Annotated in this window: 21 protein-coding genes; 17 read left to right on the top strand and 4 right to left on the bottom strand. The window is 56.2% G+C overall.

What is annotated here, in order from left to right; genetic code table 11:
* Positions 1 to 8 precede the first annotated feature (8 nt).
* Both ACSBLW_RS13140 and regB read right to left on the bottom strand, forming a co-directional pair.
* Positions 9 to 1,577, bottom strand: coding sequence for a PAS-domain containing protein (locus ACSBLW_RS13140; protein WP_435257071.1), 1,569 nt, complete (start codon positions 1,575 to 1,577; stop codon positions 9 to 11).
* A 102-nt stretch (positions 1,578 to 1,679) separates the two neighbouring features.
* A complete protein-coding gene (gene regB, locus ACSBLW_RS13135; protein ID WP_435260110.1) occupies positions 1,680 to 3,068 on the bottom strand; it encodes a sensor histidine kinase RegB in 1,389 nt (462 codons plus the stop codon).
* A gap of 60 nt (positions 3,069 to 3,128) precedes the next feature.
* Here regB and ACSBLW_RS13130 point away from each other — a divergent pair, with 60 nt between their 5' ends.
* From ACSBLW_RS13130 to ACSBLW_RS13120, 3 genes are all read left to right on the top strand, one after another.
* Complete coding sequence (locus ACSBLW_RS13130; RefSeq protein ID WP_435257070.1) at positions 3,129 to 3,794, top strand: SCO family protein; 666 nt, start codon at positions 3,129 to 3,131, stop codon at positions 3,792 to 3,794.
* A gap of 52 nt (positions 3,795 to 3,846) precedes the next feature.
* The gene (locus ACSBLW_RS13125; protein ID WP_435257069.1) at positions 3,847 to 4,401 is read left to right on the top strand and encodes an ActR/PrrA/RegA family redox response regulator transcription factor; all 555 of its coding nucleotides are present in this window, start codon (positions 3,847 to 3,849) and stop codon (positions 4,399 to 4,401) included.
* 88 nt (positions 4,402 to 4,489) lie between these two features.
* Positions 4,490 to 4,804 carry an H-NS family nucleoid-associated regulatory protein gene (locus ACSBLW_RS13120; RefSeq protein WP_435257068.1) on the top strand — a complete coding sequence of 105 codons (315 nt, stop codon included), beginning with the start codon at positions 4,490 to 4,492 and terminating at the stop codon, positions 4,802 to 4,804.
* A gap of 42 nt (positions 4,805 to 4,846) precedes the next feature.
* Here ACSBLW_RS13120 and ACSBLW_RS13115 read toward each other — a convergent pair whose 3' ends face one another.
* Positions 4,847 to 5,443 carry a hypothetical protein gene (locus tag ACSBLW_RS13115; protein ID WP_435257067.1) on the bottom strand — a complete coding sequence of 199 codons (597 nt, stop codon included), beginning with the start codon at positions 5,441 to 5,443 and terminating at the stop codon, positions 4,847 to 4,849.
* 150 nt (positions 5,444 to 5,593) lie between these two features.
* Here ACSBLW_RS13115 and ACSBLW_RS13110 point away from each other — a divergent pair, with 150 nt between their 5' ends.
* The 6 genes from ACSBLW_RS13110 to ACSBLW_RS13085 all read left to right on the top strand — a co-directional run bounded on the left by ACSBLW_RS13110 (position 5,594) and on the right by ACSBLW_RS13085 (position 10,229).
* Complete coding sequence (locus tag ACSBLW_RS13110) at positions 5,594 to 6,022, top strand: hypothetical protein (protein ID WP_435257066.1); 429 nt, start codon at positions 5,594 to 5,596, stop codon at positions 6,020 to 6,022.
* Between the two features lie 83 nt (positions 6,023 to 6,105).
* Positions 6,106 to 7,503, top strand: a complete 1,398-nt coding sequence (gene ahcY, locus ACSBLW_RS13105) for an adenosylhomocysteinase (RefSeq protein ID WP_435257065.1) — start codon at positions 6,106 to 6,108, stop codon at positions 7,501 to 7,503.
* A gap of 127 nt (positions 7,504 to 7,630) precedes the next feature.
* Positions 7,631 to 8,200: a class I SAM-dependent methyltransferase gene (locus tag ACSBLW_RS13100; RefSeq protein WP_435257064.1), complete on the top strand. Its 570-nt coding sequence runs from the start codon at positions 7,631 to 7,633 to the stop codon at positions 8,198 to 8,200.
* A 119-nt stretch (positions 8,201 to 8,319) separates the two neighbouring features.
* Positions 8,320 to 8,661, top strand: a complete 342-nt coding sequence (locus ACSBLW_RS13095; protein ID WP_435257063.1) for a DUF2853 family protein — start codon at positions 8,320 to 8,322, stop codon at positions 8,659 to 8,661.
* Positions 8,662 to 8,835: 174 nt separating this feature from the next.
* Positions 8,836 to 9,312, top strand: coding sequence for a hypothetical protein (locus ACSBLW_RS13090; RefSeq protein WP_435257062.1), 477 nt, complete (start codon positions 8,836 to 8,838; stop codon positions 9,310 to 9,312).
* A 119-nt stretch (positions 9,313 to 9,431) separates the two neighbouring features.
* Positions 9,432 to 10,229, top strand: a complete 798-nt coding sequence (locus tag ACSBLW_RS13085; protein WP_435257061.1) for a DUF1684 domain-containing protein — start codon at positions 9,432 to 9,434, stop codon at positions 10,227 to 10,229.
* A 74-nt stretch (positions 10,230 to 10,303) separates the two neighbouring features.
* Here ACSBLW_RS13085 and galE read toward each other — a convergent pair whose 3' ends face one another.
* Complete coding sequence (gene galE, locus ACSBLW_RS13080; protein ID WP_435257060.1) at positions 10,304 to 11,287, bottom strand: UDP-glucose 4-epimerase GalE; 984 nt, start codon at positions 11,285 to 11,287, stop codon at positions 10,304 to 10,306.
* A gap of 189 nt (positions 11,288 to 11,476) precedes the next feature.
* Between galE and ACSBLW_RS13075 the strand changes: the two genes are divergently transcribed.
* From ACSBLW_RS13075 to fcl, 8 genes are all read left to right on the top strand, one after another.
* Positions 11,477 to 12,190, top strand: coding sequence for a 6-hydroxymethylpterin diphosphokinase MptE-like protein (locus ACSBLW_RS13075; RefSeq protein ID WP_435257059.1), 714 nt, complete (start codon positions 11,477 to 11,479; stop codon positions 12,188 to 12,190).
* Between the two features lie 166 nt (positions 12,191 to 12,356).
* The gene (locus ACSBLW_RS13070) at positions 12,357 to 13,319 is read left to right on the top strand and encodes a glycosyltransferase family 2 protein (RefSeq protein WP_435257058.1); all 963 of its coding nucleotides are present in this window, start codon (positions 12,357 to 12,359) and stop codon (positions 13,317 to 13,319) included.
* Complete coding sequence (locus ACSBLW_RS13065) at positions 13,294 to 13,962, top strand: acylneuraminate cytidylyltransferase family protein (RefSeq protein WP_435257057.1); 669 nt, start codon at positions 13,294 to 13,296, stop codon at positions 13,960 to 13,962. Before ACSBLW_RS13070 ends, ACSBLW_RS13065 begins: the two co-directional genes overlap by 26 nt.
* Positions 13,963 to 13,967: 5 nt before the next feature.
* Entirely contained in the window at positions 13,968 to 14,891 is a 924-nt protein-coding gene (locus ACSBLW_RS13060) for an NAD(P)-dependent oxidoreductase (protein WP_435257056.1), read from the top strand.
* A gap of 15 nt (positions 14,892 to 14,906) precedes the next feature.
* Positions 14,907 to 17,915, top strand: a complete 3,009-nt coding sequence (locus tag ACSBLW_RS13055; RefSeq protein WP_435257055.1) for a 6-hydroxymethylpterin diphosphokinase MptE-like protein — start codon at positions 14,907 to 14,909, stop codon at positions 17,913 to 17,915.
* A gap of 64 nt (positions 17,916 to 17,979) precedes the next feature.
* Positions 17,980 to 19,053, top strand: coding sequence for a GDP-mannose 4,6-dehydratase (gene gmd, locus ACSBLW_RS13050; protein ID WP_435257054.1), 1,074 nt, complete (start codon positions 17,980 to 17,982; stop codon positions 19,051 to 19,053).
* Between the two features lie 3 nt (positions 19,054 to 19,056).
* A complete protein-coding gene (locus ACSBLW_RS13045; RefSeq protein ID WP_435257053.1) occupies positions 19,057 to 20,718 on the top strand; it encodes an FkbM family methyltransferase in 1,662 nt (553 codons plus the stop codon).
* Positions 20,718 to 21,698, top strand: coding sequence for a GDP-L-fucose synthase (fcl, locus tag ACSBLW_RS13040; protein ID WP_435257052.1), 981 nt, complete (start codon positions 20,718 to 20,720; stop codon positions 21,696 to 21,698). The genes ACSBLW_RS13045 and fcl overlap by 1 nt, the downstream gene beginning before the upstream one ends.
* The last annotated feature ends 2 nt before the right edge of the window (positions 21,699 to 21,700 follow it).

Raw genomic sequence — 21,700 nt, 5'->3', positions numbered from 1 at the left:
GCGTCCTGTCAGGCCGTCTTTTGCGCGGCCCTTTTGGCTGCGGTCAGTTTCGGAGCTTCGGCCTGAATGACCCGAAACCCGATCATCGTTGCCCCGCCTTCAAGAGGCACAAGCCGGCAGCGCAACCCCCGACCATCATCCATTCGTAAATCGGACGACCATTGATCGCGGTCCCCGATTGTCGCCACAAAATCCTGCACGTCCTTCCAAATCGGGCTTGGCGCACATCTGTCCGCCCATCCGGTAATGGCAGACCGAATTCCGATCTCCACCAGACTGACCGAAGGGTCTTCGCCCCAAAGGGTGGCATAGGCCCGGTTCGTCATCACCAGATGCCCTGTCTCGGAAAATACAGCGATGGATTCCTCCATCGCATCAACAACCGATTGGCCAAGCTCCAGATCCGCGCGATAGCGGCGGGTGCGCGAAACCTCGGTCGAAATGTCCTCAAACATCAAGGCAAGCGACCCATTGGAATGGGGCCGCCCAACGACACGATAAGTCTGGCCGCCCGCCAAGGTCCAAACCTCGGAATAAATGCCCGTGGACCCAGACCCTTCCATCTCGACCAATTGCTGTCGCCACCGCCGATAATCCTTCGGCTCTGGCACCATGTTGTTGTCGCGCATCGCGTCCAGCATCGACAGAACGGTTGGCCGCGACGACAAGAAATCAGGCGCAAGTCCGGTCAGATCAAGAAGCGCCGGGTTAAACATCTGAAGTTGCCTCTTGCTGTCAAACACCGCCAGTCCCACCGAAAGATGGGCAAAGGTTTTCGTCAGCGTCTGCATCAAGTCGCGCAGCGTGTTCTCGGCCGCAACAGCCGCATCACAGGCCAAGGCATAATGTTTGCGGTCTCCACCTTCTTCGATCACCGAAAGTTCGAACCATTTTGTCGATCCATCCGCTGCCGTCAGCTTTTGGCGTTGCCCCTTTGCCCCCTGCGTCGCCGCGACCGGATCAAAAAGATGCGGCAAGGGCCAAGTCAACTCGTGGCCTTTCGGCAGGCTTTCTGCAACTTTCAGCACATAAAGCGTGTTTGCCCATGTTATCGCGCCATCCGCCCGCTCGCGCCAGGCCAACATGGGCGCATGTGTCATCATTCCACGCAATGAAGACAACTCTTCCGTCATGGCACGATGCGCCAAAGGATCAGCAATGGCGCTATCGCCTGTCTCTCCTTCAACGGTCAGCAAGATGCGGGTCAGCCCACCGCGCAGCTCTGCCCGCAGCAACATGGGCCTGCCTTCCCTGTCTTCACCCTCCAGCGTGACAACTCCACGGTCCGAAAGTTCTGTCAGCCGTTGCTCTACCTCTGGAAACAGGGTTCCAAGATGGGCCATCAGCCGTTGCCACGCGGTTCCGTTCGACAAGGAGGCGGCCAGAACGGCCCGCCCGCCCGGGGTACAATCCACCAAGGCTTCCCCGTCAAACAGAAAGATGGTCGCCCCGTTCGCGTCGTCAAATATGCTGGAACTGCGGTTTTCCGCATTCCCAGCCTTGGAGCCAATCAGAAAAAGCAATGAACCGAACGCCGCGAGAATAGCCGTGATGCCGAGACCAAGTCCCAAAGTCACGTTTGCATACATGGGCAATGCCTCAGATTGAATTGAATACTCAACCTAAGGGATAGTTTGTTAAAATTCCCTTAACCAGTGATTTAGTTACCCGGTAAGCGATTAGATTTCAATGCGTTGGTTTTCGCCCAAGGCTTGCTCTTTCGGCGCCACCAGACGGTCAATCTGCCAACGCACCTCAACAATGGCACCGCTTCGCTCCGGTCGCTCATCCGGGGTCAGAAACGGATCAGAGGCATTGGCAAAGGTCAACTCAGCGCCGGTGCGTTCCAGCAGGGTCTTTGCGATGAACAATCCAAGGCCCATCCCCTCATATTCTGGGCGCCGCGCCAGATCCTGCGCGGATCGCCGGCTTCGCACGAACGGGTCGCCAATCCGGCCAATCACATGCGGCGGGTAACCATCCCCATCATCGACGATCCGAATGGAAATCAGGTCGGGGGTCCACTCACCACTGATCCAAACCTTCGATTTGGCGAAATCGACGGCATTCTGAATCAGGTTCCGCAGGCCGTGAATCACTTCGGGCCGTCGCAGGACAACGGGTTGGCGCTCTCCGCCCTTTGGTCCCGGCTCAAAGGCAAAGGCCAGCGCCTTTCCCCGCGATTGATGCGGTTCGGCGGCTTCTTCCACCAAAGAGGCCAAGGGCACACTTCGCATATGCAGGTCATCCTTCCCCGCCCGCCCCATCGACCGCAGGATATCCCGGCACCTGTCCGCCTGATCCCTGACCAGTTTTGCGTCTTCATACAGCGGATCGTCATCGGTCAGTTCCTCCATCATCTCAGAGGAGACCAGCTTGATCGTCGCCAGTGGCGTGCCCAATTCATGCGCCGCTGCCGCAACAACGCCGCCCAGATCGGTCAATTTCTGTTCCCGCGCCAAGGCCATCTGCGTTGCCAACAGGGCCTCGGACATCGACCGGATCTCAGTTGAAATCCGACGGGAATAAAGCCCAAGAAACAAGATCCCGATGACAATCGACAGCCAGAACCCAAATTCGAACAGCAGCGGAATCGACAAGACGCTGCCATCCGCATAGCGCAGCGGCACATGGAAAAACGCGGTGATCGTGACCAGCAGGATCGACATGGCGCCCAGCAAAAGCGTCGACCGCAGTTCCAAGGCCGAAGCTGAAATCGTGACGGGCGCAAGGATCAGCAGGGCGAAGGGATTGCTCAACCCGCCCGTCAGGTACAGCAGAAACGACAATTGCGAGAGATCGAACAAAAGCGTCAGCATCGCCTCAAGTTCTGTCAGGCGCTTGTTTTCGGGAAAAACAAAGATCGAAATCAGATTGGCAATGATCGACGCGCCAACAGCCAGATAGCAAAGCCCCAGCGGCAACTGCATTTCGTAATAGCGGTCCGCCACGGTGATCGCAGCCAACTGGCCCAGAATCGCCATCCAGCGTAAAAAGATCAGCGTCCGAAGGCGCACCCAATCGCTGCGTGTTTCGCCAGCCATGAGTCCAAATCCGGTGGGATACATCAGCGGGCCTTCCTCAGCGACGATCTTTCCCATTGTTAATCAGGGTCGATTGTCCGATCAATGCGCCCAAAGCAGAATTGGAGAGTTCCAGTGTCCAGTAAAGCCTATGCCGCCCTTGCAGCCGCCTCCGTCGTGGGGCTTCTTGGGGGAAGCCTTGCCTATATCTACACGCAAAGCAGCAATGATGCTTTTTCGGAATGCCGCCAAGGTCAGGTTGGCGGTGGCGATATCGGCGGTGCTTTCACGCTGGTGGATGGCACGGGTAAAACCGTAACCGACGCAGATGTTCTGACAAAACCCTCGCTGGTCTACTTCGGCTATACCTTCTGCCCCGATGTCTGCCCAATGGACAATGCGCGCAATGCCGAGGCCGTGGATATCCTTGAAGAGCAGGGTTTTGACGTTCAGCCCGTTTTCATTTCCGTTGATCCTGCCCGCGATACACCTGAAGTCGTGGCTGATTTCGCGGAAAACCTGCATCCAAAGATGATTGGCCTGACTGGCAGCGACGAACAGGTCAAGGCAGCCTCAAAAGCCTTCAAGACCTATTACAAGAAACAGGATGGAGATGAGGAATTCTACCTCGTCGATCACTCCACCTTTACCTACCTCGTCCTTCCGGGCACAGGCTTTGTCGATTTCTTCCGTCGTGAAGACACGGCAGATCAGATGGCAGAACGCACCGCCTGCTTTATTTCTAATTCCGACGATGCCATGCAAAATTGACCGTCGCACTTAAACCGCCTAGGTTTTGTCCAGACAGGTGAAGGAACGCGCAATGTCGGAAGAACTTTCGGTGGACCTTGGTCCCGACCGCACACTCTTGCTCGTCGATGATGACGAGCCGTTTGTAAAGCGCCTAGCCCGCGCGATGGAACGCCGCGGGTTCATCCCTGAAACCGCGGAAAGCGTTGCGGCTGGAAAAGCCATCGCCCATGCCCGGCCCCCGGCCTATGCCGTCGTCGATCTGCGTCTCGAAGATGGCAATGGCCTCGATGTGGTCGAAGCCCTGCGGGAACGTCGCCCGGATTGCCGAATTGTCGTGCTGACTGGCTATGGCGCCATCGCAACCGCTGTGGCAGCGGTCAAGATCGGGGCAACTGATTATCTGTCAAAACCGGCTGATGCCAATGATGTGACAAATGCACTTCTGGCAAAAGGCGATACAATGCCGGAACCGCCAGAAAATCCAATGTCGGCGGATCGGGTTCGTTGGGAACATATTCAGCGCGTTTATGAAATGTGCGACAGAAATGTTTCAGAAACTGCGCGCCGATTGTCGATGCATCGCCGCACATTGCAGCGCATATTGGCAAAACGTAGCCCACGCTAGGTTTCTGGCGATTCCACCTCCTTCGGACAGATTGAATAAATCTGCCAATTAATATAAATTAGGCCATCCAACTGGCAGGAATAATCCATTGACCCTAGATCTGAACCAACTTTCCCTCAAGGAACTCAAAGACCTTCAGGCGCAAGTGACGAAGGCAATTGCCTCATTCGAAGATCGTCGCAAAAAAGAGGCGATCGCAGAACTTGAGGAAAAAGCACGCGCCATGGGCTTTTCCCTTGCGGAACTTACGGGCGTCTCTGTTGGCAGAAAGCGCGCTCCCGCCGCCGCAAAATATGCAAATCCAGCAGATCCGGCGGAAACCTGGTCTGGCCGTGGCCGCAAACCACGCTGGTTCAACGATGCCATTAATTCGGGTAAGCAACCAGAAGATCTCGCGATCTAAGCTAATCCCAAACCCAATAAAGCCCGCTTCTGGCGGGCTTTATTATTTCATACCTTCCAGCAAATCTTTGTGACGTTGGATAAATTCCGCGCGAACGATGGCAGGGGGCCGCAATTGAATTGACAATCCCCGGATCAAAGATTGCGGCGGGGCCCCAAAGAGTTTGTCAGCCTCTTCCTTGCTGAAACCGGCGATGTTCACCGCCTCCATCCATGCCGAAACCTTATCTGCAGCCTTGATGGCCTTCTTGATTGGCGCGGGCAAAACGGCGGGCAAGCCAAACCGAATGTGAATCGCCGCGGTCAGTCGCTCATCCAGCGCCCCATAATCCGGGCCGACAGCCGCCTTGACCGGCGAAATCATGTCGCCAATCACATATTCCGGGGCATCATGCAGCAGGGCCGCAAGCCGCCACCTTGCATCGACCGCCGGATTTTGACGCGTAAACAGCGACTCGACCAGCAGTGAATGTTCGGAAACCGAATAGGGCCAATCACCCCGCGTTTGCCCGTTCCATCGCGCAACAAATGACAGTCCGTGCGCAATATCTTCGATTTCGATGTCGACAGGCGTCGGGTCCAGCAGATCCAGCCTTCGTCCCGACAGCATCCGCTGCCATGCCCGAACCTGCTTTGCCATTCCGGCACCCCATCAAACTGACCCGAAAAGCCGGATAACGCGGGGGCTACCAGCCTGTAAAGCAGGCGAAGGGAACTTTTCTGCGCTTCCTGCGTTCATCATCCGACAGCAACAGAAATGCCCGTTATAAAGAAAAAGGGGGGAACTGCCATGAACACCCTGCCAATTCTCGCTCTGGCCATCGTCGCTTCCGGCTATGCCGTTGCCATTGAAGAAACCGAACGCCAGTTTGATGCGATGCCCGCTCCGGAACTCACCGCCTACGAGGCCACGCACAATGCCGACCTCTCGGTCTATGACGTTCTGGCCCATGGCGCGCAGCCGGTCGACGAGCCGCATTGCGGTGCGCATGCGACGCTGACATCAACCTTGGAACACGATTTTGCTGAAAGCGCCGTCGAACGTCGCATTCTGGCCGATGGTATGCGCGTTGATCTCTGGGCTTCGGAAATCATGGGCACCTGGACAATGGTTCACGCTGGCGATGACGGCATTTCCTGCATCATCGCTTCGGGCACGGGTTGGACCTCAAATGGTCAATCGGGCGAGGTGTTCGCTCAGGTCGCACTGACAAATTGATGGTTCACCCCTGCTAACATTGTCGAATGGCATCGACAGTGCTAAGTGGCTCCGCAACAGAATTCAGTGGAGCCGCGCCAAAAATGGCTGATTACATCGTCAAAGACATCAATCTTGCGGATTATGGCCGCAAAGAGTTGACCATCGCCGAAACCGAAATGCCGGGCCTCATGGCCTGCCGCGAAGAGTTCGGAGCCAGCCAGCCTCTCAAGGGTGCTCGTATCGCCGGGTCGCTGCACATGACTGTGCAGACCGCCGTGCTGATCGAAACGCTGAAAGCGCTGGGCGCCGATGTGCGCTGGGCCTCGTGCAACATCTTCTCGACCCAAGACCATGCCGCCGCTGCCATCGCGGCAAGCGGCACCCCGGTCTTCGCCATCAAGGGCGAAACGCTGGAACAGTACTGGGACTACACCGACCGCATCTTCCAATTCGGCGGCGAAGGCGGCACCTGCAACATGATCCTCGACGATGGCGGTGACGCCACGCTCTACATCCTCATGGGCGCCCGCGTCGAAGCCGGTGAAACCGATCTGATCGCCGTTCCGACCTCGGAAGAAGAGGTCTGCCTCTTCAACCAGATCAAAAAGCGCCTCGCCGCATCCCCCGGCTGGTTCACCAAACAGCGCGCCGCCATTCAGGGCGTCTCCGAGGAAACCACCACCGGTGTGCACCGCCTTTATGATCTGCACAAAAAGGGCCAGCTGCCCTTCCCGGCGATCAACGTCAATGACTCGGTCACCAAATCGAAATTCGACAACAAATACGGCTGCAAGGAATCGCTCGTCGACGGCATCCGCCGCGCGACCGACACCATGATGGCAGGCAAAGTCGCCGTCGTCTGCGGCTACGGCGATGTGGGCAAAGGCTCGGCCGCCTCGCTCCGTGGTGCTGGCGCCCGCGTCAAAGTCACCGAAGTTGACCCGATCTGCGCGCTTCAGGCCGCAATGGATGGCTATGAAGTCACCCTGTTGGAAGACGAAGTCGCCACCGCCGACATCTTCATCACCACCACCGGCAACAAGGACGTCATCCGCATCGAGCATATGCGCGAGATGAAGGACATGGCCATCGTCGGCAATATCGGCCACTTCGACAACGAAATTCAGGTTGCCGCCCTGCGCAACCACAAATGGACGAACATCAAGGAACAGGTGGACATGATCGAGATGCCCTCGGGCAGCCGCATCATTCTTCTGTCCGAAGGCCGCCTTCTGAACCTCGGCAACGCCACCGGCCACCCGTCCTTCGTGATGTCGGCCTCCTTCACCAATCAGGTGCTGGCCCAGATCGAACTGTGGACCAAGGGCAAGGATTACAAACCCGGCGTCTATATCCTGCCCAAGGCGCTGGACGAAAAGGTTGCCCGCCTGCACCTGAAGAAGATCGGCGTGAAACTGACCGAGCTTCGCAAGGATCAGGCCGACTATATCGGCGTCACCGTCGAAGGCCCGTTCAAGTCGGACCACTACCGCTACTGATCGCCTAAAGGCCTGTCACAGAAATGCCCCAGACCCGCCGCCTCCCAGCGGCGGGTTTTTCCATTTCTTGCCAGTTTTCCGGCGTCTGGTAGCATCCAACACAAAACAACCAATCTTGGGGCAGTAAATGAGTGACGAGGAAATGAGCAAACGCGACCGTGTCCGCGGTCGTATGCTGGAAAGCCTGCCTAAAGGCGGCGTGGTGGCTGAAATCGGTGTCTGGGAGGGCGACTTTTCGCAGCGCATCCTTGAAATCTGCCAGCCAAAGGAACTGCACCTGATCGACCCTTGGCTTTACATGCCCGAATTTTCGAACACCGGGTTCGGCAAGAAGAAAAACGAACATCTGATGGAAGAACGCTACCACAAGGTCGTCGCCCGTTACGCCGACGATCCCCGCGTCAAAATCCATCGCGCCCTGTCTGACGTGGCCCTTTCGGCCATGCCCGATGCCTCGCTTGACTGGGTCTATATCGACGGCAACCACAATGAACCCGTCGTCGGCAATGACATCGCGCTTTCGCTGCAAAAGGTGAAACCGAATGGCATCATCGCCGGTGACGATTTCAACTGGATGTCCGACGCGCAGGCCGCCCCGGTCAAACGCGCCGTCGAAGCAATGGTTGAAAGCCTTGGTGACAAGGCCTCGCTCCGGTTGATGGCGAACCAGTACATCGTCACGCTGAAACGCGCCTGAACGGGGAAAAACTTAAAATTTTCCCTTGGTGATCGATTCTCTTTGCGCCTAATGTTTCGTCGCAGCCCCAACCGCCTTGGGGTTTTTCGTAACAACATCCAGTCTGACGGGGACAAGATATGAGCAAGCGCGACGAACTGATCGCTAAGTACGCCGATGATCTGAAGAACAAGTGCAAGGTGACGCCGGACATGGCGCTCCTCACCAAAGTGACCATTGGCTGCGGCCCGTCAATCTATAACGCGGACAGCTCCACCGTTGCGGGCAGCGATCCGTCGGAACTGGAAACCGTGAAGAAAAACTTCCTGATGAAGAAGCTGGGCCTTGCTGACAGCCCCAGCCTGATGGAGGCGATCAACGCCGTGATCGACACCTATGGCCGGTCCGAGCGCAGCAAGTATCGCGCCGTCGTCTATTACATGCTGGTCAAGCATTTCGGCAAAGAAGCCGTCTACGGCTAAAAAGACCGAATTTTCTGACAGAAACCCCGCCCGAACTGGCGGGGTTTTTTCTTTTCGGGCTCCAGCAACGGTCAGCGACCCAAAAGAAAAATTGACCAGCATCGCAAAACGCATGATCATTCAGACAGAGATTTTTTGATTTACCTATCCAATAACTTTTTCGGGGCACGGATCATGGGCCTCCAACGCGATGTTCAAGACCCAAATGCACTCTCTTCCCGTCTGGCCCGCAGTGCGCTGCTCCAAGTACGGGTCGCTGTGACTGCAACCATTTTGACCATAATTCTCAGCGGTCTCTCCACCTTGTGGGACAGGCGCGGTGCCATCTTGGCCGCGCCGGTGGATGAACTCCTCGGCATGTTCCAGTCGTCTTGGCTTGTCTTCTTGGCGCTGGCCTATGCTTTCGTTTTCACCTTGGGCTATCCCATCGCAGCCCTTCTGACCAAAAGCAGAATCCTTCAACTTCTTCTGACGCTTGGCTATCAAATTCCTTGGTTCGTCTATGGCGCGACAGGTGTCTTTCTTCGGGGCCAGCGCGAACCAAGTCTCGAACTAATCTTGGCGGTGATGCTCTTACAGATATCCTGCATCCTTCTCTTGGTGCTCTGGACTGTCCAGAAGCCCGACCTCGATCTTCATTCCGCGCATTAGAGCATTTTGCGTTTTTGTTGATTCAACCTAGACGCAAAACGCTTTGGGCTAAGGTCAGACCTTGCCCCCGTCCTCGCGAAACTGGATCATTGCCGGGAAGTGCAAGGACAAAGCCGATCATGACCCTTTCTACCGAAGACCACCGCAAGGAAATTGACCTCTGGTTTCAAGACCGCCTGAAAGCCCTGAAGGCCGAAGATGGGTGGCTGCACCTGACCGATCGGGTCGAGATTGACCCCGGCCGCTATCGACTCGGCCGCGACGCCACCAATGATCTGCAAATCTCAGCCGGGCCAGACCATCTCGGTATTCTGGAACTCTCTCAGGATGGTCTGGCACTCTTGACCACCGATCAGGGGGCCTTGGCCTTTGTCGCGGGAAGTGGCGGCAATCCCGTGCTCAAGGTCGGCGGCCTGCTTTTGGAACGCATGTTTGTCGAAGGCCAATATGCCTTGCGGGTGCGCGACCTGACATTGCCCGCGCGGCAGGCGTTTTCTGATATTCCCCGTTATCCTGTTGACCCGGCATGGCGCATGACCGCGCAGTGGCAGGCACTCGCCGCGCCTGAACAGGTGGGCATCGCCCTCAAGGGCGGGATCGACAGTTCGGTGTCTGTCACCCACAGCGCCAGCTTTGAGCATCAAGGCCAAACCATCACGCTGCTGGTGACGCATTGGAAATACGGCGATCCGATGTTTGTCTTTCGTGATACCACAGCGGGGGCCGAAACCTATGGCGCGGCGCGCTTCCTGATTGGCCATGTCTCTGGCGATCAGGTGCTGCTGGATTTCAACACGGCCTTTAACCCGCCCTGCGCCTTTACCGACTATGCCGTCTGTCCGCTGCCCCCCCGGCAGAACATCCTGTCCTTCCCCATTCGTGCCGGGGAAATGCTGCCAGATCAGGGAATTTCTTAAGAAAGCGTAAATCCCCGACGACAAGCCATTGATTTTGCTTCGGTAAAAAAGCGTCCCCGACGGGGACGCCCCACTCAGCCCTTATATTCAGGCTTCTGACCCCAGGCCCAGGCATCGCGGATCATCTGGCCCATCGAGGAATGTTTCGGCTCCCATCCCAGCTCGGTTTCCGCCCGCTGGCTGCCCGAAACCAGCGCCGCCGCATCGCCCGGCCGCCGATCCCCCACATTCATCGGCACCTCACGATTGGTCACCAGCCGCGCCTGCTCGATCACCTCTTTGACCGAGAACCCCTTGCCGGTCCCCAGATTGAAGGACCGCGACCCCTTGCCGTCCAGCAGCCATCTCAGACCCAGAACATGGGCATCCACCAGATCGGTGACATGAATGTAATCGCGGACACAGGTGCCATCCGGCGTCGGATAATCGGTGCCAAACAAGGTCAACGCCGGCCGCCGCCCCGCCACCGCATCCAGCATCAGAGGAATAAGATGTGTCTCCGGCCGATGCTGCTCACCCAGCTCGCCCTCGGGATCGGCCCCCGCAACATTGAAATAGCGAAAGATCACATGCTCCAGCCCAAAGGCCGCTTCGAAATTGGCAAGGATGTCCTCGATGGCCCGCTTCGATGCCCCATAGGCATTGATCGGCTTCTGAACCGTGTTCTCGTCCAGAACTACCCCATCCTGATCGCCATAGGTCGCGCAGGTCGAGGAGAAGATGAACTTCTTGCACCCCGCAGCAACCGCTGCTTCGGCCAGATTAAGCGCCCCGCCCACATTCACCCGCCAATAATGCGCCGGGTCTTTCATGCTGTCCCCAACCAGCGACAAGGCCGCAAAATGCAAGACAGCCACCGGCTTATATTGGGCAAAGGCCGCATCAATCTCACGCCGATCCATCAGGTCGCCCTGAACCAAAGGCCCGAACTTCACCGCCTCTGCCCAGCCAGTTGTTAGGTTGTCGAAGGTGACGGGAACAAAGCCCGCCTTTGCCAAGGCCTTGCAGGCATGGGATCCGACATAGCCCGCGCCGCCCGTGACAAGAACATGATCCATCTTTAAACCTCACACTGCTTATTGCGCCGTTTCGTGCCACGCAGCGCAGCCTCGTGCAATGAGAAAGGTCCGATCGGCAGGGGCCCGCGCATCGCCCGGTTGCGTCTTGGCGCAGGTTCGGCCACACAAAGAAAGCACAACAAAGCCGGACCACGATTTCATGCGCCCTTGCCCTGACAGGTTTGATCAATGACCAGAGTCAGCGCATTGCATCGCTATCGTGACCTGCATTTTGGCCAGCGCGCCGTGATTGTCTGCAATGGGCCATCGCTGAATAAGATGGACCTGCGCGCGCTTCGCAACGAGACCGTTTTTGGGCTGAACAAGATCCATCTCGGCCTGGACAGGTTCGGCTTTCAGCCGCGCTATCTTGTCGCGGTCAACCCATTGGTAGTCGAACAGGCCGCAGCCGATATGGCGAAGCTGTCCGCCGTCAAATTCATCGGCGCACGGGCGGCGCAGTATCTGCCCGAAGATGGCCACACGCATCACGTCAACATCCTCAATCCGCCGACGATCTTTTCACGCGACCTTACACACGGCCTGCGCGAAGGCGGAACCGTGACCTTTGTTGCGCTTCAAATCGCCTATTACATGGGTTTTTCCGAAGTGGTCATCATTGGCATGGACCACCGGTTTACCTTTGAGGGTGCTCCGCATGAAACCCGCGTGCTGTCTGGGCCAGACCTGAACCACTTCAGCCCCGATTATTTTTCGGGACAAAAGTGGGACAACCCCGATTTGATTCGATCAGAGGCCTCGTATTCCGCCGCGCGCGAAATCTTCGAAGCCGAGGGCCGCCGCATTCTGGATGCGACGGTTGATGGCGCCTGTCAGGTCTTCGAAAAGGTGGATTTCGGGTCTGTGATTCCGGGGACAACTCGCATGGCGTTTCGCCGTTAGCGCGCAGAACCGCCCAAAAAAGCGACATTTGGCGCACGCACTCTCCACGGTTGCATTGTTTCTGGACATCAGTGGGTGCCAGCATTAGACGAAAAGCGTCCTGCCGCAGCTATTTCTTAGTCTGTTCGAGTTTGTATTCTGGGTTCTCTGGGGGTAAAGCGCTGTCATGCTTGCCAGTATCGTAATCCGCACGCTGAACGAAGCCCGCTATCTTGATGACCTGCTGGTCATGGTAGCCAGGCAAAAGCTTGACGGCCTCAGTTCAGAAGTAGTCCTGATCGATTCAGGCTCGACGGATGGAACGGTGGAAATCGCCCGCCGTCACGGAGCCCGGATCACAGAAATCCGCAAATCAGAGTTTTCCTTTGGCCGGTCGCTTAACCGTGGCAGCGATTTTGCCAAAGGCCAGATCCTTGTCTACATTTCCGGCCACTGCGTTCCGACAGATGAACATTGGCTTCAGCGGCTTTGCCAACCCTTGCTGGATGGCAAAGCGGTTTACAGCTATGGCCGGCAGATCGGAGACGACGACAGCAACTTCAGTGAGCGTCGGATTTTCGCGAAATATTATCCCGATCAATCGGCAATCCCGCAAAATGGCTTCTATTGCAACAATGCCAATTCCGCTCTGCTGCGTTCGGCATGGTCGGAAAACCCGTTCGACGAAGAGCTGACCGGTCTCGAAGATATGGAACTGGCAAAGCGGCTTGTCGCCAAAGGACAGAAGATTGCCTATGTGGCTGATGCGCCCGTCTTTCACCACCATCAGGAAAGCTGGGCCCAAATCCGCCGCCGGTTCGAACGCGAAGCCTTGGCGCTGCGGTCGATCATGCCGGAAGTTCACCTTTCGAAAACAGACGTCGTTCGTTACGTTGTAACCAGTGTTCTTGGGGATTGGCGGGCAGCTGCGGCCAATGGCGTGACGTCCACAACGCGGCGCGACATGGTGCGCTATCGCTGGAACCAATATATTGGTTCATACAAAGGCAATCACGAACACAAGCTTCTTTCCCAGTCGGCAAAGGAGCAATTCTTTTATCCTCAAGTGAATGAGAAGGAAGCCAAAGATGACTGGCTCGGGCCGCTGCGTCGCACTCCTCCCCATGAAAGCCAACAGCCAGAGAGTTAAGGGGAAGAACTTCCGTCCCCTGCACGGCAAGCCACTGTTCCGCTGGATTCTGGATTCCCTTCTGGCCATCGACGGCATTGATGCCGTTGTGATCAATACCGATGCACGTCACATCCTGGCCGAAAACGGGCTGGTCGAAGGTGGCCGCGTCATCATCCGCGATCGCAAACCCGAGCTTTGCGGCGATACGGTCTCGATGAACAAGATCCTTGCAGATGACATCGCCGCTGTTCCGGCGGATACCTATCTGATGACCCATACAACCAACCCGATGATGACCACCGAAACGGTCGCAGAGGCTTTGGCGGCCTATCAGGCTGGCGTTTCGGCGGGCACGGCGGATTCCCTGTTCACGGTCAACAAGATCCAGACCCGCTTTTATCGCGCCGATGGTAGCGCGGTGAACCACGACCCGGACAACTTGATTCAGACTCAGGATCTGGAACCGTGGTTCGAAGAGAATTCCAACCTCTATATCTTCTCGCGTGAAAGCTTTGCCGCCACGAATGCCCGCATTGGCAAAAAGCCGATCCTGCATGTCATGAGCAAAGCCGAAGCTGTTGATATCGACACACCCGAGGATTGGGCCTTGGCGGAAGCCATTGCCACCGTCCGTTATCCCCACGCTGCTGCTGCCGAGTGATCCACATGAAAGATGTTCTCGTGACCTGCCCGCCGATGCTGGGCCAGATCAACCTGTTTATGGACTACGCTGCCGAGCGCGGCTTGAAACTACACCCGGCCAAGGTGACGCAAATCCTTTCGGAAGAAGAGCTGAAAGAGCTTTTGCCGAATTATGACGGCTGGATCATCGGCGATGACCCGGCAACCCGCTCGGTCTTCGAGGCCGGTTACGCCGGGCGTCTGCGGGCTGCGGTCAAATGGGGCATCGGCGTCGACAACGTGGACTTTGCCGCATGCAAGGATCTGGGTATTCCGATCATCAACACGCCCATGATGTTTGGCACAGAAGTGGCCGATGTGGCCACCGCCTTTGTCATCGGCCTTGCCCGGCAACTTTTCCTGATCGATCGCGGTGTGCGTGCTGGCAAATGGCTGAAGCCCGCTGGCATCAGCCTCACAGGCCGTCGCGTCGGTGTCATCGGATTGGGCGATATTGGCCGCAACACCGTCACCCGTATGCAGGCCTTGGGCATGAAAGTTGTGGCTTATGATCCCGGCGTCGCGGACGCTGGCATTCCGGGGCTCGAGCGCGCCGCATGGCCCGAACGTGTGGAAGACTGTGATTTCCTCGTTTTCACCTGTTCGCTGAACAAGCACAACTTCCACATGCTGAACGCCGAGGTTCTGGCCAAGTGTAAGCCGGGCGTCCGCATCGTGAACGTCGCCCGCGGCCCGCTGATCGACGAGGCCGCGCTGGTCGCCGCCTTGCAATCCGGCCATGTCCATTCTGCTGCGCTGGACGTGTTCGAGGTCGAACCCCTGCCCGAAGGCAGCCCCCTGCGCGAGATGGAGCGCTGCATTCTGGGCACCCATAACGGCTCCAACACCCTCGACGCCGTCATCCGCGCCAGCCACACCGCGCTGGACAGGTTGAGCGGGTTTTATTGAAGCCTAGGTAATATTATGAAGAATATCCTTTTGCTCACTGATAGCCGCGGAATTCACAAACCTGCGGGATCGACCCACCAGATTTATGCCGAAAGACTGGCAAAGACCGCGGGTGTAAAACTGGTGTCCTATCGGTGTCCTTTTCAATGGACGACGACCGTTGACCTTCTGAAGATCGTCGACGCGTTGGGGGCAGAGAATTTTGATCACGTCATCCTGCATTCGGGGATCGTGGATCATTCGCCTCGTGGGCATTCTTCAATGATGACCCGCCTGGTGGATCCTTCCGATGGGGTGCCGCAAAGCGCGATCAGCAACATGATCGTGAACCGGGATTTCAGCAAAGGTAAGCTGGTCAACGCCAAGCGCGCTGCGCTTGAAGAACTGTTTGGCAAGCAGGCTGTCGACAAGCATTTGTCGTCCCCTTTCCCTACCCTCTACGAAGGTGAGCCGACGATCAATCTTTACAGCTTGGAAATGCTGCAAAGATCGCTCCTCCCAAAGCTGAAGTCGATCCCGAACCTTATCTTTATCAGTTCCAACACGATGGTTCGGGGCTGGGAAGGCGATTATCCAAAGGCAAGGCCAGAGAACATTTACATGATCGAGGAGTACTCAAAGCTCCTCTGTGAAAATCTGGACCACGTCATCAATCTGCACCAGTGGAGCGAGGCACAGGTGCGGAGATTTACCTGCGACAATATCCATCTGACCAAAGAAGGAAGTGACTGGATCTACCTCCGTATCATGGAGGAGATTGGCCTTAAGAAGCGGGATTTCTTTGAAAATCGTAAGTCCATCTGGCCACGCAAGGGGCACGAAACGCCATGGCCGCTGACTGGGGCAAGAGATCCCGCAACGCTTCAGTCAATCAAACTGACCCAGCAAGAGCCGATCTCGAAGGCGGCTCTTGAGGACGTGCGCAAGAAGCACAAGATCAAAGGCCAGCATCTTGCGACTTTGGTGATCGGATTCCGTTTTGGCGACGACACGGATACCAGCCGCCAAGACAATATGCGGCATCTCGTAAAGTCTCTGCAAAGCACTTATCCCGGGGCTTTCGATATTCTCTTGGTTGAACAGGACAAAGAGAGACGGCTGCAGAACGACGAAACCTTCGACACCTGTCGTTACGAATTCCTGTATAACCCGAATGCTTATAATCGCGGCTGGTTGTACAACGTCGCCGCGAAACATTTTACCGACTCTCAGGTGATTGGCTTCCTCGACACAGATGTCATCCCAGGATCGAACTTCCTTCAGTGTGTCTTGGACTGCTATGAAAAGTTCGACGTCATTTCGCCGAACCGCAGCCTCTACTATGCGACCGAAGCGCAAACCAATGAGTTCCGCAAAACCGGAAAGTACGGTCACTTCCCTGTAACTCAGGAAAGCATCAAGAACCCGACCACGCTGGCCGGTGGAATGCTGGTCGTCAATCGCAACGCGTTCCTTTCAATCGGTGGCTTTGAACAATACGTCGGTTATGGCTGCGAAGACCGCGCGCTGGACGTCACAATGTTCGCGCTGCTCCCGCAGGCACGGGTGCGCATGGATTCAGAGGCATATTTCCATCAGTATCACCCGATCGTAGAGTCAGAGCGCGCCTACTTCCGCGACATCTACAATCACATGGCGGAAAACTACGGCTGTGAATATTCGCCGGGATTGGGCGTCACGGACTATATCCACAAGAATTGCTGCCACGCAGATTCCGCGACGGTTTCCAAGCTGCGCGATCTTCGGCTTCCCCATATTGGCGATCCGGACCTCTACCAGACGAACACCTATGTGACCGTGAACGGGCTTCCCGGACGTCTCGAAACCGGGATCAAGCTGGTTCGCGTCGAAAAAGGCGAGGTCGTCTTCCCGCCCGAGTGTGATGGCGTCAAGCCATACAACGACTCAGAAGAACTTACCGGAAGATTCGCAAATGCCTGGGCACCCGCTGTAAAGCCAGAGATCGCTGTCGACGATACCCGGCAAATTCAGTTCTTTTACAACCGGTTCAAGGGGAAGCGCTGCTTTATCATCGGCAACGGTCCGTCCCTCAATAAGCACGATCTTTCCTTGTTGAAGAATGAATACACCTTTGCGGTGAACTCTTTCTACTACAAGACTCGTGAAACCGGCTTTGCGCCAACTTTCTTTGTGGTCGAAGACAGCTCGGTCATCAAAGAAAATCAGGAAGAAATCGTTAATTACGAAACACCGTTCAAATTCTTCCCGACCATCTATCAATCCCTTCATCCAAAGCGTCCCGGAACGTATTTCTTCCCGCTGAACCGTGGTTTCTATGACAAGTTCAGTCCGAATTACGCCATTCCACGTTTTTCGACGGATGTGTCAAAGGTCGCCTACTGCGGTCAGTCTGTGACCTATGTGAACCTGCAGTTGGCCTATTACATGGGCTTTACCGAAGTTTATCTGATCGGGATGGACTTCAATTACATCATTCCGGCATCGCATGCCCGCAAGGGCGATGTCCTGACATCGGATACGGATGATCCAAACCACTTCCACAAGGACTATTTCGGCAAGGGCAAGACTTGGAAGGATCCCAAGCTTGATCGCGTCCTGATGAACTACAAAATGGCCAATCTGGTCTATGAATGTGCAGGGCGAAAGATCTTGAATGCCACCAAAGGCGGGCATCTCGAAGAGTTTGAACGCGTCGATTATGATGGCCTCTTTGGAGGAATTGACCGTCGGTTCAAGCAGGAACCCTTGGATTTGACGCGCCCTGACGAAAGCTGGTCCAAGCTGAAGGCGCAGGCGAAGCCGGTTGAAAAACCGGTGAGTCCGACACCTGCTCCGGCACCAAAACCGCCAGAAGGCGCTGCCCTTGTCCTTAAGGTTGCAGCAGATTTGCTGATTAACTTCGAGAAGACGGCAGAAACCCTTGTCGAAGGAAAACCGCTGTTGAAGCAGCTCAAGGACGCTCGTGCTTCCCTTGGCGGTGATCATCCGGCGGTCAAGCATCTGCTGGCGGTCGCGTCGTCTCGGGGGATATCGCTGGGTTGATTGACAGCCCTGGCGGTTTCGGGTGTGACTATCGGCTCTTCAAGGAAAGGCAGAGACCGCTGCAATGACCCGTCGCGCGCTAATCACTGGGATCACGGGCCAAGACGGATCGTATCTGGCTGAACTCTTGCTGGACAAGGGATACGAGGTGCATGGCCTGAAACGCCGTGCCTCCTCGTTCAACACGCAGCGGGTGGATCACCTCTATCAAGACCCGCATGTCGATCACCTGCGGTTCCAACTGCATTACGGCGATCTGACGGATTCGCTTGGCCTGACACGGCTGGTGTCCGAACTCGAACCGGATGAAATCTACAACCTCGGTGCCCAAAGCCATGTCGGGGTCAGTTTCGACACGCCGGAATACACGGCCGAGGTCGATGCGCTTGGCGCCTTGCGCTTGTTAGAGGCGATCCGCTTTCTCAAACGGGAAAGGCAAACCCGTTTCTATCAGGCCTCGACCTCGGAACTGTTCGGCAAGGTCCACGAAACCCCCCAGACCGAGCACACGCCGTTCCACCCCCGCTCGCCCTATGGTGTGGCAAAGCTTTACGCCCATTGGTGCACCGTGAACTATCGCGAGGCCTATGGTCTGCACGCAAGCGCCGGGATCCTGTTCAACCATGAAAGCCCGCGCCGGGGCGAAACCTTTGTCACGCGCAAGATCACGCGGGGCTTGGTGCGGGTGGCCTTGGGTCTGGACCGTTGCCTCTATCTTGGCAATCTGGATGCGCGTCGGGATTGGGGCCACGCAAAAGATTACGTTCAGGCCATGTGGCTGATGCTGCAACAGGACCAACCCGACGATTACGTCATTGCAACCGGTGTTCAACATTCGGTGCGTGACTTCGTTCAGTGGACGGCTGAAGAACTGGGCATAACCCTCGCTTTCGAGGGCAAGGGACCGGAAGAAGTGGCTCGCGCCGCCAAAGTGACGGGTGATCTTGCCCCGGCACTGAAAGAAGGCGACGTGATCCTTCGTATTGATGCGCGCTATTTCCGTCCGGCAGAGGTGGAAACCCTGCTGGGCGACGCCTCAAAGGCAAGGGAGACTCTGGGCTGGACCCCGACGATTTCCGCCCGCGACCTGTGCGCCGAAATGGTCGCGGCAGATCTCGGGGCAGCGAGGGAGCTTTGAATAATGTTGCAGATATGGAACCATCATAAATGCGCAACCGGTTTCATGACTCGAACTCTCAATACTATTGCCGAAAAGAATGGTTTGCAGTTCTGGATGGATGATCGCGGCGACGCAGATGTTTCAGCGGCTCGGAAACAGGCCGATATTCTCCACATAAAGAATGCACATTCAGGTATGTTATCGGATCCCGACGCAGGGGGTATCCATATTATACGAAATCCGTTCTCTGTAGTTGTTTCGGCCTATTTTTCTCACCTCCGAACGCATGCAATTGCGCTTAAAACCGGAACTTGGGTGAAGTTGGCACAGCAACGGGAAAGAACTTCCGTTCTGAACAAACGAGACGGACTGAGCGCCACGATTGATTTCTTGCTTGATCAAGAGTTTTTTCCGGCCACTCCGGGCCCACTACACGCCCTCTCCAACTGGCCTTATGAGGATCAGCGTTTCTTTCCGCTCCTTATGGAGGAGTTTGTCAAGGCACCTGTCACCAACCTGTTGTCAGCAATGGCTCAATCAGGGAATGACACGCTCCCATATAGGGTGTTGCCAGATGATTCTGATTTGACCTTCAAGAAAATGTCGAACGGTCGGTCGGTGGGTCAAACCGACGAAACCAGCCATTATCGATCCGGGGACCCTAATGACTGGAAATTACATTTAGAGCCCGAACACCGGGCCGCAATTCGCAAGGCCTGCAGACCTGTTTTTGAAAGATTCTACCCAGATCTTGCTGAAGAATCCAAAAGCTACGTTCAAGGGAGTGCAATTGAACAAGAGACACTTCCTGATCCAAAGGCCGAAATGGCTTCTGTGAAGATCGGAGATATTACACTCGCCTACCGAGCCAACGACGGCGGAGGAAAGCACTATCTAAGCCGCGGGCATTCTGAAGAATACCTTAGTCGCTTTTATCCAACCCTGCGTGATGCCTTGGCGCCCGAATTTTGTATCGACGTGGGCGCGAATTACGGTTTTACAGGGCTTTTAATGCGCCGTGCCTTTCCAGATGCGCATTTGACGCTTGTAGAACCAATTCCGTGGCTAAAGAATTATATTACTTACAATTTTGCAACCAACAGAACGACCTTCGACGTTCTGCATTCCGCGATTGTGTCAACCAATGCGGCTGGAACCACTTCAAGTTTCGGAGTGAATGAACGAAGCAGTCAGGATAGCAGAGTAATCGCACAATCTAACTGGACAGTTGTAGAAACGCCCGTGGTCACTCTGGATCAGCTCGCAAGTAATGTCGGCGCTGACCAGTCTGTCTACATCAAAATCGACACCCAAGGCTGGGAGGAACGGGTCTTCGCTGGCGGCGAGACGTTCCTGACCTCAAATTCCCGGTGGTTCATCAAGACGGAATTTGCGCCGATGTGGCTTGAAAGCCAAGGAACAGATCCTCAGACCCTATTGCGATATCTCTTGGATCGATATTCCGTTCACGAAAGCGTTGCGCGGGTCAGGTGGAACGCCACATGCCTCGATGACCTCTTGGGGCCGCCATTGGTTGCCGGATGTGAAAAGGACTTTGTGGCTTATGTCCGCAACCTCGCTCTGCAGGATAAGGGTTGGGTTGATCTCTATGTCCTTCCGCTGCCGGCCCAGCGAAACTATGCTACGGGCAATCGGCGCCTCCCATCGGAGACAAGCAGTTAGTGGCCCAAAGCGTCAGCAGAATCTTCATCGCAGGGCATCGCGGCATGGTCGGCGGGGCCATCCTGCGACGGCTACAGGCACGGCAAGCGGCGGGTGAGGCGCTGGAACTGATCACCCGCAGCCACGCAGAACTGGACCTGACGAACCAGACGGCCGTGCGGGACTTCCTGCAGGCCGAACGCCCCGAGGTGGTTATCCTTGCGGCGGCAAAGGTGGGCGGTATTCACGCCAACAACAGCTACCCCGCCGAGTTCATCTACGAAAACCTGATGATCGAATGCAACGTGATCCATCAGGCCCATGCCGCGGGGGTGCGGCGTCTGCTGCAGCTTGGGTCGTCTTGCATTTACCCGAAAGAGGCCACCCAGCCGATGCGGGAAAACGCACTTTTGACCGGGGTTTTGGAACCAACAAACGAACCCTATGCCATTGCCAAGATTGCCGGGATCAAGCTGTGCGAAAGCTATAACCGCCAATATGGCACCGATTACCGGTCGGTGATGCCGACCAACCTTTACGGGCCGGGGGATAATTTTCACCCCGAAAACTCTCATGTCCTTCCCGCGTTGATCCGGCGCTTTCACCAAGCCAAGCTGGATGGTCTGGACAAGGTGACCATCTGGGGCACGGGCAGGCCCCTGCGCGAATTTCTCCATGTCGACGACATGGCCGCCGCAGCTCTGTTCGTGCTGGATGCGCCAAAGGCCGAATACGATGCGCATACCCAGCCAATGCTCAGCCACATCAACGTGGGCAGCGGCACCGAAATCTCGATCCTCGATTTGGCGCATCTGGTCGCCAAAGTTGTGGGCTTTCAAGGAAAGATCGTGACCGATCCCTCAAGACCCGATGGCACGATGCGAAAGCTGATGGACAGCGCGCTGCTAAGGGATATGGGCTGGTCGCCGCAAATCAGCCTGCAAGACGGCCTTGCCGAGACCTATCAATGGTTCCTGCAAACCACAGATTTCCGCGCCTGACA

The organism is Thioclava sp. FR2 (assembly GCF_051200875.1).
GTDB lineage: Bacteria > Pseudomonadota > Alphaproteobacteria > Rhodobacterales > Rhodobacteraceae > Pseudotabrizicola.
Note: the sequence above shows the minus strand (reverse complement) of the source record. Positions and strands in the feature narration are given on the sequence as shown.